This is a genomic window from Nocardia sp. CA-128927, from assembly GCF_050955855.1.
Taxonomy (GTDB): Bacteria; Actinomycetota; Actinomycetes; order Mycobacteriales; family Mycobacteriaceae; genus Nocardia.
This window is the reverse complement of the sequence record NZ_CP192087.1, coordinates 6061752-6077402: the sequence shown is the minus strand read 5'-3', so window position 1 is coordinate 6077402 and position 15651 is coordinate 6061752. Positions and strand designations below refer to the sequence as shown.

Sequence of the window (15651 nt, the reverse complement as noted above, 5' to 3'; positions counted from 1 at the left end):
GGGTCGGGCCGTTCGGTCGTGGGGAGTCACCAGGTGCGCACACACAAGTCTTTGTCTATAGGTGGCGCAGCATTGGATTACGTCAACATGGCACTGGGCTGGGACCCGGTTCGTCGACGCCGCTGGTTCGGCACCCGGACCAAGGACATCGACCTGAATGCCGCGGCACTGTTGTTCACCGACGATCACATGGTCGATGTGGTCTACCACGAACAACTCGGCTCCGCCGACGGGGCGGTGCGGCACCTCGGCGACAGCACCACCGGTGAAGGCAAGGGCGACAACGAGATAATCACCGTCGACCTCACTCGATTGACACCGGAAGTCACCACCGTGTTCTTCATCGTGACCTCCTACACCGGCCAAACCTTCGAACAGATCGAGAACGCCTTCTGCCGCGTGGTCGACGGCGTATCCGGCACCGAGATCGCCCGCTACGACCTGACCGGCGGCGGGCCACACACCGGCCTGATCATGGGAAAGCTGTTCCGCTCCCAGGGGTCGTGGCAGTTCGACGCGATCGGCGAGGGGATCTGGGCGCGCCATCCCGTCGAAGCGGTTTCCCAACTGACAACCTTCGTCGCTTGAGCCTGGACGTCGGCATCTGGCCCTCGGACTACTCAGCTGTTGCGGATCTGGCCTGGCGGGCGGTCGGCGGGGCTACCGTAGGGAGCGCAACACGATTGAACAGGAGGTTCGTCCGATGACGAGGAAAGTAGCCGACTGCCGCAAGTTCCCCAGCGAGACGAATTGCACGCTCACCATCGCAGGCGAGGAAGACGAAGTTGTCCAGGCCGCCAGTGAGCACGCGGTCTCGGTACACAAGCATGAGGACGGTCCCGAGCTGCGGGAGCAGATTCGCGGAACGCTCGAGGACGAGAAGGTCGCGACCTGAATGTGACCGTCGGTCAGCGGGTTTGAACCTGGAGCGCGCGCGGTCGTTAGTCCCCGGTCGCGGCGAGGTGCTGATCCGGGTCGATGTCGCCGGTGTGAATCCCCTTGACTACCTGCTTCGTTCGGGTCTGGTCGCCGGACTCGACGGCGGGCGTCCGTTTCCCCGCGTGCTGGGTGTGGAGGCAGCGGGAACCGTGCTCGCCAGGGGCGAGGACGTCGACGGGCTCGAGGTCGGTGACGCGGTCGGTGTCCGATCTGGGTGGGCGTTTCGTCGAGCGTCGCCTCGACCGCGTGAATCTGGAGCGGTCCGCTCGGCTGGCCCTGGACGGAGTCCTCACACCTGTGATCACCGCGGTCTATCCGCTCGCCGACGCCCCGGCTGCCCTCGCGACCGTCGAGAGCGGCCACACTGCGGGCAAGGTTGTCATCAAGGTGGCATGAGAAGTAGTTGCACTTCAGTTCTACTTGCATTCGTGAGAGAAGATGTTTGCTGGCGCTTCGAGAGAGACTCGTATGGGCCGCTGATCTGGGTGATTTCACAGAAATCGGGGCAGGTGCAAAAGGGGCTTCTAGTGCCCGTAACGGATGGGTTCGGTAACAAGCCTGATCTGTGCGCGATGTGTTCTGAACAACACCTACTCAGGAGGTTCGGAATGTTATCTGCGAAACGGCTTGCCGCCAGCGCTGTCGTTGCCACCGCAGGGGCGGCCGCTGTGCTCGCTGGTGGTGGCGTTGCCCAGGCTGACGTGCCGGTATGGCAGGCCAACTGTCACGTCTACAATGTCTTCAACACCGGTGGCATGGCCAATTGCGAGCTGCCGACCTGGCATCAGGTGAAGCTCACTTGCGTTGCGTGGCCCGTCCCGTTCACCTACTGGAAGTACGGCCCGGTGCAGTATGGGCAGAATCAGTCCTGGGCCAGTTGCGATTCACTGAACGCGATGGTTGGTATCGAGGTTATCCAAGCGTAGGCGTGCTCGGGTGCGCCAATATGCCGGTTATTAGCCAGAAGTCATTGTGTTTAAAGGCATTCCAGATGAACGTCTTTACCAGGATGAACTCGGGCGCTTCGAAACCGGTCGGCGCACACCAGTAGTCGCCCGAGTCGCCGACGAAGTCTCGCGCTGTTAGGTCGCATGACCTATGGTTAGGTCATGCGACCTAACGAGGCGGCGACGTTCACCGAGATCGCGCGCCGCGCGCAGATCGTCGGGTGCGCGATCGAGACCATCGCCGAGCTGGGGTACCACCAGGCGTCGGTGCGCAAGATCGCCGAACGGGTCGGCGTGGCGATGAGCGTCGTGCAGTACCACTTCGGGAACAAGGACGAGCTGGTCGCGGCGATCGTCGCGGAGTTGTACCGGTCGGTGCTCGAGGTCATGCTGCCCATGGTCGAGTCGGAAGAGACTGCGCGGGGCCAGCTTTCCGCCCACATCCGGGCGCATATGAAATGCATCGCGACGTACCGCTCGCAGCAGATCGCGCTGATGGAGATCGGCTCGAACTATCGCAGCAGTACCGGGCAACGCCTGCACGAATCGAGCGTGGATCTCGAACCCGCTCAGCTGGCGGACCTGGCGAAGCTGGAACTCGAAACGATCTTCACTCGCGGTGTCGAGACCGGCGAGTTCCGTGCGTTATCCCCGACATTCATGGCTACCGCGGTGCGCGGTGCGATCGGTGCGGCACTGCTGCGATCTATGGGGGATCCCGATTTCGATGTCGTCGCCTACGGCGAGGATCTGGTCGAAGCGTTCGATTTGGCCACCGAACACTCGCAACGGGGGAGGCGCTAATGGCGCGAATTGTGATCGCGGCGTTCGGATCACGCGGGGACATCGTCCCGTTGACCGACTTCGGCTGCCGACTGCGGAACGCGGGCCACGACGTCGTACTGACCGCTACGCCCGACCTCGTCGACGAGATAGTCGGCTGCGGGTTGCAGGCCATTCCGGTCGACTTCGAGCTCGAACACGGCCTGGACGAGGAGAATCCGCTCAGGGCCGCCAAGGAAATGGTGCTGCCGAAGGGGATGCGCAAACTCGGCGAGAACCTCCTCGCGGCACTGCGCGACGTGCCCGCCGACGTGCTGCTACTCTCCCCGTTCGCCGAACTCGCCGGACATCCTCTTGCCGAGGCTCGGAACATCCCGAGCATCGGCGTTCGCCTGCAACCGATCTCGACGACCGCGGCCTTCCCGCCGTCGCTGCTCGGAGCGTGGTCGGCCGGGCCGGTGCTGAATCGCGGTGCCGGACGGTTCGCCACCGCGATGTTCGATCGGATGTACGGCAAGACGATCGCGGGCTTCCGCGACCAGCTCGGCTTGCCGACAGTGCCGCAGCGGATACTACGACGCCAGCGGACCGACGCCGAATGGCCTATCCTGCACGGCTTTTCGCCCAGCGTGTTGCCACGCCCCACGGATTGGCGCGACGGACTCGGCGTGGTCGGCTACTGGTGGCCGCAGCGGCCGCTCGGCTGGGAGCCGCCCGGGGAGCTCGTGTCGTTTCTCGAGTCAGGATCGGCGCCAGTGTTTTTCGGCTTGGGCAGCCTCATGCTGGGCAAGAGCGAGGCCACCCGGATATCGGAGCTCGTCGCCGCCGCGCTGCGCAAAGTCGGCATGCGCGGCGTGATCCAGGCGGGCGGGGCCAACCTCGCTGTCATCGACGACAGCATCTTGACCATTGGCACCGTCCCGCACGATTGGCTGTTCGAAAACGTTGCGGCGGTGGTGCATTCGTGCGGGGCGGGCACCATGGCAGCAGGCCTGCGCGCCGGGCTACCTGCCGTCGCAGTGCCCTCACCGGGCGGTGATCAACCGTTCTGGGCACAACGACTTCGCGAACTCGGCGTCAGTTCGGCAACTGTGCCGCGGCCCAAGCTCACCGCGGAACGCCTCGCCCGCGCCCTTGACACCGCACTCACCGAACCTACCCACCGAACAGCGGCCGAAGAGCTGGCCGCCCGTATCGCCGACGAAGACGGTGCCGCGAGCGTGATCACCGCAGTCGAAGAACTCGTCAGGGCTCGAGCGGTGCCGGAGACTGTGCATTCGAGACGAGTGGAGTGGACGCGCTGATGGCCGAAGGGAACTCGACGATGCAATCGGCGGCCGGAACTCGACTCAATCGCCGGGGCAGGGAAACTCGGCAGCGGCTGCTCGACGTCGCCATCGCCTGTCTCGCGGAGGGAACCGGTGACTCGTTGTCGGCGAATCGGGTGGCTCGTGCGGCCGGGGTCAGCTGGGGGACGTTGAAGCATCAGTTCGGTGATCTCGACGGACTGTGGGCTGCGGTCCTCGTCGAACTTACAGATCGCAGCGGCGCGAACAGCCCGGAGGCCTGGCCTCAGTTCAGCGGGTCGATCCGGGAGCGGGTGCAGGAAATGGTCGATGCCATCTGGACCATCCTGCACACGCCGGAAGGACGCGCGGTCGAGACGCTGCGCGCCGGGCTGCCTACCGATCGGGCGGAACGTCTTTCGGCTTTCCCACAAACCGCAGCGGCCATGGCCGGGTACGAAGACGCCTGGCTCCGGGCTTTCGAATACGCCCTGGTGGACCTGCAACTCGACCCGGACAAGGTGCACCGGATCGAGTGTCTGATTCCACCGGCCATACGCGGCATCAATAACGAGCGCCGCCTCGCTTCCGCTGCGGACGTGGCGAGTGCGCGTCAGGGGCTGGTCGACGCGATCGCGGCCTACCTGCAGTAACTCCCATTCATTGAGAACCCTTGTTGACAATGGTGCGCGGGGAAGTCCATGGTTGCGAACAGCTTTCGCATCTTGTCAGGAGTGACCCATGTCTCCATCCCCGGCCGAACCGGGCATGCGCCTGCAGCGCAGCAGCCGCGACGCCAGCACGCTGATCCCACGCCTCACCGAATGGCTGGCTACGCAACTGCCGGTAGACGCCGACCCGAATGTCACCCTGCAAACCGGCATCGACAGCAACGGCATGTCAGCGGAGACACTGGTGTTGAACGCGACCTGGACCGAAGCCGGAGCCACGCAGGCCGCCGACTTGATCGCTCGGATGGTGCCTGCCCCCGGCGACTTCCCGATCCTCGAGAACTACAGCCTGCCTGATCAATTCGATGCCATGCGCATCGTGGCCGAGGCGAGCGACGTCCCCGTCCCGCGGGTGCGATTCATCGAGCCGACCGGCAAGGTGCTCGGCACACCCTTCCTCCTGATGGACCGCGTCGACGGCCTGGTGCCGCCCGATGTCATGCCCTACACCTTCGGCGACAACTGGCTCTTCGACGCGAGCCCCGAGCAGCAACTCCGGTTGCAGCACAGCACGATCGAGGCGCTCGCCAAGCTGCACGCCATCCCGGACGCGCCGACTACCTTCGCCTTTCTCGACCCGCGGCAACCGGGTTCGAACCCACTGGAACGAACCCTGAACCGCGCCAAGGGCTGGTACGAGTTCGCGGCCCGCGACAGTGGCACATCACCGTTGGTGGAACGAATCCTGTTGTGGCTCAACGCGAATCTTCCCGAGACATCGCCCAGCGAGACTGTCCTATCGTGGGGCGACGCCCGCATCGGCAACTGCATGTACCGGGACTTCACGCCCGTCGCAGTACTCGACTGGGAACTGGCCACGATCGGCCCCCGAGAACTCGATTTGGCTTGGCTTGTGTTCGCGCACCGCGTCTTCCAGACGATCGCCAACACCTACGGCCTGCCCGGCATGCCGGACTTCCTGCGCGCGAAGGATGCGAAAACGGCCTACCGCGAGTTCTCCGGCGTGGAAGTCGGTGACCTCACCTGGTACACGCTGTACGCAGCCCTCAACTACTGCGTCGTCTTCATGCGCTCCGGCGGACGCCAGGTCCATTTCGGTGAGATGGCACGTCCCGACGACATCGAGATCCTCTTCCATCACAAGCCGCTCGTCGAAGAACTGCTCGCCGAGATCGGCGCCTAGCACCCGCCGTTCATCGACCCGAAAACTACCTGGGGAGCAGCACTCTCGTGATAGAGCAACTAAACGAACTGGCCTACTACTGCATCACCCGGCACCCCGCCGATGCCCGGGTGCTCTTTCCGGAGGCGCGCACCGCGGAACAGCTCGGTCTGGGCTCCTGCATGATCGGTGAACGAATGACGGTCAAGGACTCCGCGGTCCTGTCCGGTGGCATCGCCGGTTGCACCACCGATCTCGGAATCGCCGCGGCCGCAACGAATCACCACACCCGGCACCCGATGGTCACGGCGACCATCGGTTCGACCATGCAGGCCATCACCGAGGGCCGGTACGCCATGGCATTCGGCCGCGGCATGGCGGCGAACTGGAAGGCGATCGGCCTACCCGCCGTCACAGAAGCCCAACTCCGCGACTTCGTCGGCATCCTGCGGCGCCTCTGGGCGGGCGAGACGATCATCAATCACAAGGGTCCCGCCGGTTCGTGGCCCGTCCTGTATCACCAGAACGGCCTCGAGGACTCGCCCCCGATCGGCTTCGTCGCCGTCGGCCCGAAGACCCTCGAACTGGCCGGCGAGATCGGCGATTTCGTCGTCCTGCATACCTTCTTCTCCAACGAGGCCACCACGAAATCCGTTGCGGCGGTTCGCCGTGGCGCCGAACGAGCAGGCAAGGACCCGGACAACGTCCGAATCTGGTCCTGCCTCGCGACCGCGAGCGACGCACTCTCCGCGGAGGATCAGCTGCGCAGGCGGACCGGCCGCCTGGTGACCTACCTGCAGGCCTACGCCGACATCCTGATCACCGCCAACGGCTGGGACCCAGAGGTCTGGGAACGGATCCGCGGCACCCAGCTGTACCTCGACGCCGCGGCGGCCGGACCCATCGACGCGTCCGCCTCCGTCGAGGTCCTGGAGCAGTTCGACGCCCTCATCCCGGACGAATGGCTCGCCTCGGCCGCGTACGGCACGCCGGAGCAGTGCGTCAAGAAGATCTCGCGCGAGTACGACCTCGGCTGTCACTCCGTGATCATGCACGGAGCCAGCCCACACGAGCTGGCATCGGTGGTCGCCGCCTACCGGGCCGACCGACCCACCCTGCGCAGGGCCGTGTCAGCGAACCCCGGAAAGTTCCGGTGAGGCCATGATGGGTTGATGACGCGAAACTATGACGGATTGGGTTCGCCAGAGGCCGGGGCCGCCGCGGCGCGGGAGATTCGGGTGCTCGCCTTCAACACCTGGCACAGCGGTAGCAAGGTCGCGCACGGCACCCAGCTGATCACCGATCTCATCCTCTCGACCCGGGCTTCGATCGTGCTGCTGTCGGAGGCGACCGACGCGACCACGGCCGTCGCGGCCGAATTAGCCAGGCGCGGACACGAATTCAACGCGGTCAGCTCGCACGACACCGGCATCCTGACGGTGTTCCCGGTCGAGGACAGCGCCGATATGCAATGGATGGTCAAGGCGCGGTTGAACATCGACGGAAGGCGCGTCACGGCCTACTCGGCGCATCTGGAGTTCCGCTGGTATGCCTCCAACCTGCCCCGCGGCTACGGTCCGGGTGTCCCGGCGCCGGGTGAGTTCGCCGAGTACAACTTCGAGAAGCTGCCGGGCGGCCCGGTGCCGGACCCCGCCGCGATCCAACGCGTCAACGCGGCCTCGAAGCGCCCCGAGGTCATCAGCGTGTTTCTCGCCGACGCGAAAACCGAACTCGCCCAGGGGTCTTCGGTCATCATGGGTGGCGACCTGAACGAGCCGTCGCTGCTGGACTGGACGCCCGCCACCGCGAACATGTTCGACCACAACGGTGTGGTGGTGGCGTGGGAGTCCACTCGACGGCTGCACGATGCCGGGTTCATCGATGCCTACCGATCGATGTACCCCGATCCGGCCACCCACCCCGGACTCACTTGGCCGTCGGACAACGTCGAGGTGGATATCGCCGAGCTCGCCTGGGCTCCCGAGGCCGACGAACGCGACCGCGTCGACTACATCTTCGCCCGCGGGGACGCCCTGACGCTGGCCACCGTCGGCATCGTCGGTCCGCGCGAATCCATCGTGCGCGGCACCCGGCAGCTGGAAATCACCATGGACGATTTCGCCGCCACGCCATCGAGGTGGTGCAGCGACCACAAGGGCGTTCTCGCGATATACCAGCTCAGCGACTAGGCGCGTGACCTCGCGCTCATCGCCGTCCACTGTATTTAGCCTGTCCTTACTATGTGCAAGTATGTAACCGATATGTAAGTAGAGAGGTGGCCCGCCGGGCACCGGTGCAGGAGGACACCCCATGACACAGACTGTCGCGACCGATGCGGAAGGCTCCGCGGTTGGTCGAGGACAGTTGGCGGCGATGTTGCGGCCGGTGCGGGGTCTGCTCGTCGGGTCGATCGCGCTCCAACTGATCGCCGCCGTCGCGACCATCGTTTCGTTCATCGGGTTGAGTGAAATCCTGACCGATCTGGTCCGGAACGGTGCACCCGGTGGCATACCTGCCGCGGCGTGGGTTGTGGTGATCGCGGGGTTCGTGGTGCCCGCCGCCCATGGATTGTCGTTCGCGCTGAGCTTCGCGGCGAGCCGCCGGGTCGAGTTCGAGACTCGCCGTGACGTCGTCGCACACCTGCAACGTATTCCGCTCGGCTGGTTCACCGAGCACGGTTCGGCCCGGGTCCGCAAGACCGTCGGCGCCGATATCGCCTCGCTCAGTGCGCTTGTCGGCGAGACCATTCCGATCCTGCCGCGACTGCTCACCACGACCGTGCTGGCCACCGGGTATCTGGTGTGGGTCGATTGGCAGATGGCGCTGGTTGTCCTGATTCCGGCGGCCGTGGCCACCGTGCTGCTGACCCGGCAGCGCCGCAACGCCACACCCGAGGAAACCGAGCACGAGGATGCGGCGCGGTTGCTGGCCGCCCGGACCACCGAACTCGCCCAGGGCATCTCGGTGTTCAAGATGTTCGGTCAGGCCGAGCGCGGGACCGCGCGATTCGATGCGGCCGCGGATCGGTTCGCCGAGACCTACCTGCGCGCCGAAGCGGTCGAGGCGCGACGCAGCCGCGCGACCACGATCCTGTCCTCGTGGCTGGTGACCATCGTGGTCACGGCGGTGGTCGGCACCGCCTTCACCGCGGCAGGCTGGATCGACGGTGTGGACGTGGTGCCATTCCTGTTGCTGTCGTGGATCGTTTCCCGCGGTACCTGGTCGCTGCCGCTGGCGTTGCAGGTTCGGCGCCGCAGCCGCGCGGTCGCGGCGGCCGTCGGTGCGATCTTCGCCGAGCCGGTCCTCCCGGCCGCCGGGCAGGCGGCGGAGCCGGTCGACTCGGCACCGGCCGTCGAGTTCGCCGATGTGCGATTCGGCTACCGGCCGGACGCACCGGTGCTGCACGGCATCGACCTGCGCTTGGCGCCGGGGACAGTGACCGCCCTCGTCGGCGCGTCCGGTTCCGGCAAGTCGACGCTGGCCCGGTTGCTGCCGCGTTTCTGGGATGTCGACGGCGGCGCGATCAGCGTGCACGGCCGCGATATTCGGGGCTACCCGGCCGAACAGCTGTATCGCCACATCGCGTTCGTCTTCCAGGAGCCGCAGCTGCTGCGCCGCTCGATCGCGGACAACATCCGCCTCGGCCGCCCGGACGCCGACGCTGCCGCGATCGCCGCGGCCGCCCGCCTGGCCTGCATCGACACCCGCATCGAGGAGCTGCCCCGCGGCTACGACTCGGTGGTTGGGGTGGATGCCGTGCTGTCCGGCGGCGAAACGCAGCGCGTCGCGATCGCCAGGGCGATCCTGGCCGATGCCCCGATCCTGGTGCTGGACGAGGCGACCGCCTCGGCCGACCCGGAATCGGCGGCGCAGATCCACGACGCGCTGTCGAGCCTGATGGCGGACAAGACGATTCTGGTGATCGCGCACCAACTTCCGAGCATTGTCGGGGCGGATCAGATCGTCGTGCTGCACGAGGGCCGGATCGAAGCGTCCGGTACGCACGCCGAACTGCTCGTGACGAACCCGCGATATGCCCGGATGTGGGCCGCCGCGACCGGTGGCGAGCCGACCGAATCGCCGGACACCGGCGCGGAGCTGGACCTGGCGGTAGCGCCGTCGGAGCCCGGCTGGGCGCGCGAGATGACGGTCAATGGTGCGGAGGCGACGCCACGATGATGCATTTGTCCGATGGGGTTGTCGCGGAACCAGTTCGGTTGCGGTTGCGCCGATCACTCGGTCTCGTCGCGGCCGCGGCGGTGGTCGAGGGCGGTTGTTTCGTTCTGCTCGTGCCGCTGCTCGGCGCATTGATCGATGGCAGGTTCCCGGCCGCGTGGTGGTGGGCGGCGGCGCTGGCCGGGTTGCTGGTGCTCGCGGTCGTCGCGAGCCAGGCGGCCTCGGCCCGCCAGCGCGCGGTGACCAGCGCGATTGTCGCGTCGCTGCAGCACCGGCTGGCCGCGCACGTGGTGCGCTTGCCGCTGGGCTGGTTCGGCCCGGCGCGCACCGACGCGTTGGCCAGGCTCACCAACGAGGCGACCAGGATGTTGGCCGCGACGATCAATGGTGTTGTGGCGGTGAACATTCGAGCGGCGGCGTTATCCGCCGTCGTCTGGTTGGTGCTGGTCGTGGTGGATCCGGTGACCGGTGCGGTAGCCGCGGTCGGCCTGGCGGTGCTGGTGGCGCTGTACTTCTGGGCCGCTCGGGTGCTGCGCGGCGCCACTGCCGCGGACAACGCGATGACCGAGGAGATCAACGGTGAACTGCTCGAGTTCGCCCAACAGCAGTCGGTTTTGCGGGCCTACGGCCTTACCGGGCAGGCGAATTCGGCGATGATCGCGGCGCTGACCCGGGTGCGGGCGGCCTCGGCGTCATACTTCCGCGGCGCCGTCGCCGGGTCGGTCGCGTTCCAGACGGGCACCGCGCTGTTCGTCTCCGCGATCCTGCTCACGGCGCTGCACCGAGCGAATTCCGGTGCGATGGATGGGGTTGTGGCGCTGACCGTGATCGTGCTCGCCGCGCTGCTCGTCGATTCGACCGCCGCGCTCGGCCGTACCGGCGGCGTCATCTGGGCCGCCGAACGGACGATCGCCGAGATCGCCGAGATCATCGCGACACCGGTTCTGCCGGAACCGGATACGGCCGCGGCGGCTCCCGGCGACGCGTCGGTCGTGTTCCAGGACGTGGTATTCGGCTATGCGGCCGGTCGGCCGGTGCTCGACGGTATCTCGTTCGAGGTGCCGCATCGTTCGGTTTGCGCTGTAGTTGGCCCGTCCGGTTCGGGCAAGACCACGCTGGCGCGACTGGCCGCCCGGTTCCGCGACGTCGATGGCGGCGCGATCACTTTGGGCGGCACCGACATTCGTCAGTTGCGCACCGCGGACCTGATGGCGCGGATGTCGATGGTGTTCCAGGACGTCTACCTGTTCGACGCGACGATCCGGGAGAACGTGCTGATCGCCCGCCCCGACGCCACGGCGGCGCAACTGGCCGAGGCGGCGCGGCTGGCCAGGGTGGACGAGATCGTGGACCGGCTGCCGCGCGGTTGGGACACCACCGTCGGCGAGGTCGGGTCCGCGCTGTCCGGCGGTGAGCGGCAACGGATCTCGCTGGCTCGCGCGCTGCTCAAAGACGCGGACGTGGTATTGCTCGACGAGGCCACCTCGGCGCTGGACGCCGAGAACGCGGCGGCGATCCGGTCCGCGACCGAGGCTCTCACCCGGGATCGCACGGTACTGGTCATCGCGCACCGCCTGGAGACGGTGCGCACCGCCGACCGCATCGTCTTCCTCGAGCACGGCCGCGTGGCCGAGACCGGCACACATACGGAACTGCTCGCCCTCGGCGGGCGCTACGCGAGCTTCTGGCACGAACAGGAACGGGCACAACGGTGGAAGATCGGCGCGGGAGCCCCGGTATGACGGGGGAGCGGCAACCCATCGCGACAGCGGAACACAGCGTTATCACCGCCTCGGCGCCGACCACGCCGGTGGCACCGGAGGCGATCGCCGAGACCGGCGGCGAAGCGAAGGCGCGATCGGGGCGGGTCACCACGAATACCGCGCGAACGGCCGGATTGTTCGTCGTACTCGGCATTCTGGTGCTGGCGTGCGTGCTCAGCTTGACCGTCGGATCGCGCGATATCGGGATGCACATCGTGTGGGACGCGCAGTGGAACTACGACGGTTCGGCGGATCAGCTGGTGGTGCGGTCCTTGCGGGTGCCACGGACCCTGCTGGGTCTGGTCGTCGGTATGGCACTGGGGGTTTCCGGGGCGCTGATCCAGGCGATGACCCGAAATCCCTTGGCGGACCCGGGCATTATCGGGGTCAACGCGGGTGCGGCGTTCTTCGTCGCGCTCGCCGTCACGGTGTTCGGGTTCACCAGCATCTGGTCCTACGTCTGGTTCGCGTTCCTGGGCGCGGTGGTGATCATGCTGGCGGTGTACGCGCTCGGCTCGCTCGGCCGCGGCGGCACCACGCCGATCCGGATCACCCTCGCGGGCGTGGCGCTCGGCGCGGTGCTGACCGGGGTGACCAACGGGCTCATGCTGTTGGACCCGACGACCTTCGATCATCTGCGGAGCTGGAAAGCCGGTTCGATCGCCATCTCCGATCTGAGCATCGTGTGGGCGGTGGCCGGGTTCGCCGGGTTGGGGCTTGCGGTCGCGGCGGTCATTGCGCGTCCGCTCAACGCGATCGCGCTCGGCGAGGATCTGGCCCGCTCGCTCGGTGCCGATATCAAGAACACGCGCCGTCTCAGCGTGCTCGCGGTGACGCTGCTGTGCGGTGCGGCGACGGCGGCGGCGGGGCCGATCGGCTTTGTCGGGCTGATGATTCCGCATGTCGCCCGCTGGATCGTCGGCCCGGATCAGCGCTGGATTCTGCCGTACACGCTGTTCGGAGCGCCCGCGTTGCTGCTGATCTCCGATGTCCTCGGCCGGCTCGTGGTGCGCCCGGCAGAGTTGCCGGTCGGCATCGTGACCGCGTTCGTCGGTGCGCCGGTGCTGGTTGTGCTGGTCCGTCGCAAGAAGGCGAGCGGACTGTGACAACAGATGCCCTCATCGATTTCGGCCGCCGGGTCGCGATAGTCCGGGTCTCCGAGCAATTCTCGGCGCGGATCGGGCTGCGCGTGGTCGCGGTTGTCCTGGTGCTGCTCGGGCTGACCGCCGCGGTCGCGGTGCTCGCGCTCGGCACCGGTGATTACTCGATCGCGCCCGGCGAGGTGCTGCGCGCGATCTTCGGTCACGCCTCGCCCAAGGTCGAGTTGGTCGTCATGAAGTGGCGGATGCCACGGGTGCTGCTGGCGATCATGCTCGGTGCGGCGCTCGGCGCCAGCGGCGCCGTCTTCCAAGCGCTGACCCGCAATCCGCTGGGTAGCCCGGACATCATCGGCTTCAACACCGGCGCCTACACCGGTGCGCTGGTGGTCATCCTGTTCACCAGCGGCGGCTACTACCAGACCGCGCTCGGCGCGCTGGTCGGCGGAATGGCCACGGCCGTAGTGATATACGTGCTCGCCTTCAAGAACGGTGTGCAAGGGTTCCGGCTGATCATCGTCGGCATCGCGATCAGCGCCACGCTGCATTCGATGAATGTCTGGCTGATCGTCAAGGTAGATCTGGCGGCCGCGATGTCGGCGGCCGTTTGGGGTTCGGGTTCGCTGGCGACCCTGGACTGGGCGCAGGTCGTGCCGGTGACGGTGGTGCTGGCCGTGCTGCTGCCGTGCGCGGCGCTGCTGGCCTACCGGATGCCCATCCTGGACCTGGGCGACGATGCCGCGCGTGCGCTCGGTGTCCGAGTAGAGCCGACGCGGCTGGCGCTGATTCTGGTCGGCGTCGGGCTCACCGCACTGGCCACCGCCGCGGCCGGGCCGATCGCGTTCGTCTCGCTGGCCGCCCCGCAGCTGGCGCGCCGGTTGACCAGAACCGCGACCGTCGCCGTGCTGCCCGCCGCGGCGATGGGCGCGCTGCTGCTTGTCACGGCGGATTTGCTGGCCCAGCGCGCGTTTTCGCCGACCCAGCTGCCGGTCGGGGTGGTCACGGTGTCCATCGGCGGTGGGTATTTCGTCTGGCTGCTTGCCCGGGAGGTGCGACGATGAGTTCGGCTGCTTCGAGATTGTCTGCGGACAATGTCACCATCGGCTACGAAAAGCGGGTGATCAGCGAGGATTTGACCGTCGCGATCCCCGATGGCGCGTTCACCGTGATCGTCGGCCCGAACGCGTGCGGGAAATCCACTCTGCTGCGGGCCTTGTCCCGACTGCTCACCCCGGCCGCCGGTCAGGTGCTGCTCGACGGCAAGGCGATTTCGTCGTATCCGGCGAAGGAGGTGGCCAGGCGACTCGGCCTGCTGCCGCAGACTTCGGTTGCCCCCGAAGGTATTTCGGTATCCGATCTGGTCGCGCGTGGTCGCTACCCGCATCAGCGGCTGATCCGGCAGTGGTCCAAGGCCGATGAGGTGGCGGTGGTCGCGGCGATGGCCGCGACGGGCGTCACCGAGCTGTCCGCGCGGTCGGTCGACGAGCTGTCCGGTGGTCAGCGCCAACGGGTGTGGGTGGCGATGGTGCTGGCGCAGCAGACCCCGCTGATGCTGCTGGACGAGCCGACGACCTTCCTCGATATCGCGCATCAGATCGAATTGCTGGAGCTGTTCACCGATCTCAACCGCGATGGTGGCCACACCCTCGTCGCGGTCCTGCACGATCTCAACCACGCGTGCCGCTACGCCGACCACATCATCGCGATGAAAGACGGCGCCATCGTCGCCGAAGGCCCACCGGCGCAGGTGATCACGGCCGAGCTGGTCGAACTCGTCTTCGGCCTGCGGTGCGTGATCATCGACGACCCGGAATCCGGTACCCCGCTGGTGATTCCGCGCGCACGGGCGCGCGACCGGCGGCGCGCCGCGGAAACCTCGACCCGAAAGGAACTGTTGTGAACCAAGTGCACACGCCCGGCCTGGAGACGGTCAACGTGGTGCAGTACGCGCTGCACCCGCGGGTGCTCGAGGTGCTGGACTCGTGGCGGCTCACCCCGCGGATGCAGCGGATTCTGCTGGGTGGCCCGGAGTTGGAGGCGGACTTCCCGTTCATGCCGATGGCTCCGGACGACCATGTGAAGCTGTTCTTTCCCGACCCAGCGACCGGCGAGCTGATCATGCCGGTCATGGGACCGAAGGGGATGGGTCCGCGCCCCGATGGCCGACGGCCGGAGTTCCGCGACTACACCATTCGCGCGTTCGATGCCGAAAAGCGGGCGGTGACTATCGATTTCGTGCTGCACACGCATGGCGTGGGTGGCAGCTGGGCGGCCGCGGCGAGCCCCGGTGATCGGCTCGGCGTGGTCGGTCCGCGCGGTTCGCATATCTATCCGGTCGGCTACGACACGTATCTGCTGGTGGCCGACGAGACCGCGCTGCCCGCGCTCAGCCGCTGGATCGAGGAACTGCCCGCAGGCAAAGAGGTGATCGCGTTCGTCGAGGTCCGCGACGCCGCGGACGAGATCGACCTGCCCGCCGGGGCGCAGGTGCGTTTTCTGCACCGCAACGACGCCGCACCGGGTACCACCACCTTGCTCGCGGATGCGGTCCGGGAGCTGGCGCCGCCGACCGGGCGGTTGTTCGCCTGGGCCGCGGGGGAGGCCAACTCGCTGAAGCCGATCCGCCGCTATCTGGTCGATGAGCTGAAGTTGACCAAGGACCAGATGAAGATCGACGGCTACTGGCGGTTGGGCACGGTCAACCTGGACCACCACGCCGAAGACGAGGACTGACCCCGGTCTATTTAGCCTGTCCCGAAATTAGTTGCCGTGGGTAGCGACCTTAATGAAAGTTAGTGTAGCCTAA

General features: G+C 66.8%; 16 protein-coding genes and 1 pseudogene. All 17 read left to right on the top strand.

What is annotated here, in order from left to right; genetic code table 11:
* Positions 1-18 precede the first annotated feature (18 nt).
* The 17 genes and pseudogenes from ACQPW1_RS28455 (at position 19) to ACQPW1_RS28375 (ending at position 15578) form a co-directional block, all read left to right on the top strand.
* Complete coding sequence (locus ACQPW1_RS28455) at positions 19-588, top strand: TerD family protein (protein ID WP_433654709.1); 570 nt, start codon at positions 19-21, stop codon at positions 586-588.
* Positions 589-703: 115 nt separating this feature from the next.
* On the top strand, positions 704-895 hold the full coding sequence (locus tag ACQPW1_RS28450) for a DUF1059 domain-containing protein (RefSeq protein ID WP_433654708.1): 192 nt from the start codon (positions 704-706) through the stop codon (positions 893-895).
* Positions 828-1091: pseudogene (locus ACQPW1_RS28445) on the top strand (alcohol dehydrogenase catalytic domain-containing protein); the annotation flags it as partial. The gene ACQPW1_RS28450 and the pseudogene ACQPW1_RS28445, both read left to right, overlap by 68 nt.
* Positions 1092-1140: 49 nt before the next feature.
* On the top strand, positions 1141-1335 hold the full coding sequence (locus ACQPW1_RS28440) for a zinc-binding dehydrogenase (RefSeq protein WP_433654706.1): 195 nt from the start codon (positions 1141-1143) through the stop codon (positions 1333-1335).
* A gap of 32 nt (positions 1336-1367) precedes the next feature.
* The gene (locus ACQPW1_RS28435; RefSeq protein WP_433665592.1) at positions 1368-1865 is read left to right on the top strand and encodes a hypothetical protein; all 498 of its coding nucleotides are present in this window, start codon (positions 1368-1370) and stop codon (positions 1863-1865) included.
* A gap of 183 nt (positions 1866-2048) precedes the next feature.
* Positions 2049-2690: a TetR/AcrR family transcriptional regulator gene (locus ACQPW1_RS28430; protein WP_433654704.1), complete on the top strand. Its 642-nt coding sequence runs from the start codon at positions 2049-2051 to the stop codon at positions 2688-2690.
* Positions 2690-3973 (top strand): glycosyltransferase, encoded by a 1284-nt coding sequence (locus ACQPW1_RS28425; protein ID WP_433654702.1) that lies wholly within the window; start codon positions 2690-2692, stop codon positions 3971-3973. The genes ACQPW1_RS28430 and ACQPW1_RS28425 overlap by 1 nt, the downstream gene beginning before the upstream one ends.
* Positions 3973-4608, top strand: coding sequence for a TetR/AcrR family transcriptional regulator (locus ACQPW1_RS28420; RefSeq protein WP_433654701.1), 636 nt, complete (start codon positions 3973-3975; stop codon positions 4606-4608). Before ACQPW1_RS28425 ends, ACQPW1_RS28420 begins: the two co-directional genes overlap by 1 nt.
* Before the next feature lie 88 nt (positions 4609-4696).
* Positions 4697-5830, top strand: a complete 1134-nt coding sequence (locus ACQPW1_RS28415) for a phosphotransferase family protein (RefSeq protein ID WP_433654699.1) — start codon at positions 4697-4699, stop codon at positions 5828-5830.
* 50 nt (positions 5831-5880) lie between these two features.
* Positions 5881-6966 carry a TIGR03857 family LLM class F420-dependent oxidoreductase gene (locus tag ACQPW1_RS28410; protein WP_433665356.1) on the top strand — a complete coding sequence of 362 codons (1086 nt, stop codon included), beginning with the start codon at positions 5881-5883 and terminating at the stop codon, positions 6964-6966.
* Between the two features lie 15 nt (positions 6967-6981).
* Positions 6982-7998: an endonuclease/exonuclease/phosphatase family protein gene (locus ACQPW1_RS28405; protein WP_433654696.1), complete on the top strand. Its 1017-nt coding sequence runs from the start codon at positions 6982-6984 to the stop codon at positions 7996-7998.
* Positions 7999-8119: 121 nt separating this feature from the next.
* Positions 8120-9988 (top strand): ABC transporter ATP-binding protein, encoded by a 1869-nt coding sequence (locus ACQPW1_RS28400; protein ID WP_433654694.1) that lies wholly within the window; start codon positions 8120-8122, stop codon positions 9986-9988.
* Between the two features lie 5 nt (positions 9989-9993).
* Complete coding sequence (locus ACQPW1_RS28395) at positions 9994-11727, top strand: ABC transporter ATP-binding protein (RefSeq protein WP_433654691.1); 1734 nt, start codon at positions 9994-9996, stop codon at positions 11725-11727.
* Entirely contained in the window at positions 11724-12854 is a 1131-nt protein-coding gene (locus tag ACQPW1_RS28390; RefSeq protein WP_433654689.1) for a FecCD family ABC transporter permease, read from the top strand. Before ACQPW1_RS28395 ends, ACQPW1_RS28390 begins: the two co-directional genes overlap by 4 nt.
* The gene (locus tag ACQPW1_RS28385; protein WP_433654687.1) at positions 12851-13906 is read left to right on the top strand and encodes a FecCD family ABC transporter permease; all 1056 of its coding nucleotides are present in this window, start codon (positions 12851-12853) and stop codon (positions 13904-13906) included. The genes ACQPW1_RS28390 and ACQPW1_RS28385 overlap by 4 nt, the downstream gene beginning before the upstream one ends.
* A complete protein-coding gene (locus ACQPW1_RS28380) occupies positions 13903-14745 on the top strand; it encodes an ABC transporter ATP-binding protein (protein ID WP_433654685.1) in 843 nt (280 codons plus the stop codon). Before ACQPW1_RS28385 ends, ACQPW1_RS28380 begins: the two co-directional genes overlap by 4 nt.
* A complete protein-coding gene (locus ACQPW1_RS28375) occupies positions 14742-15578 on the top strand; it encodes a siderophore-interacting protein (RefSeq protein WP_433654683.1) in 837 nt (278 codons plus the stop codon). Before ACQPW1_RS28380 ends, ACQPW1_RS28375 begins: the two co-directional genes overlap by 4 nt.
* Positions 15579-15651 lie beyond the last annotated feature (73 nt).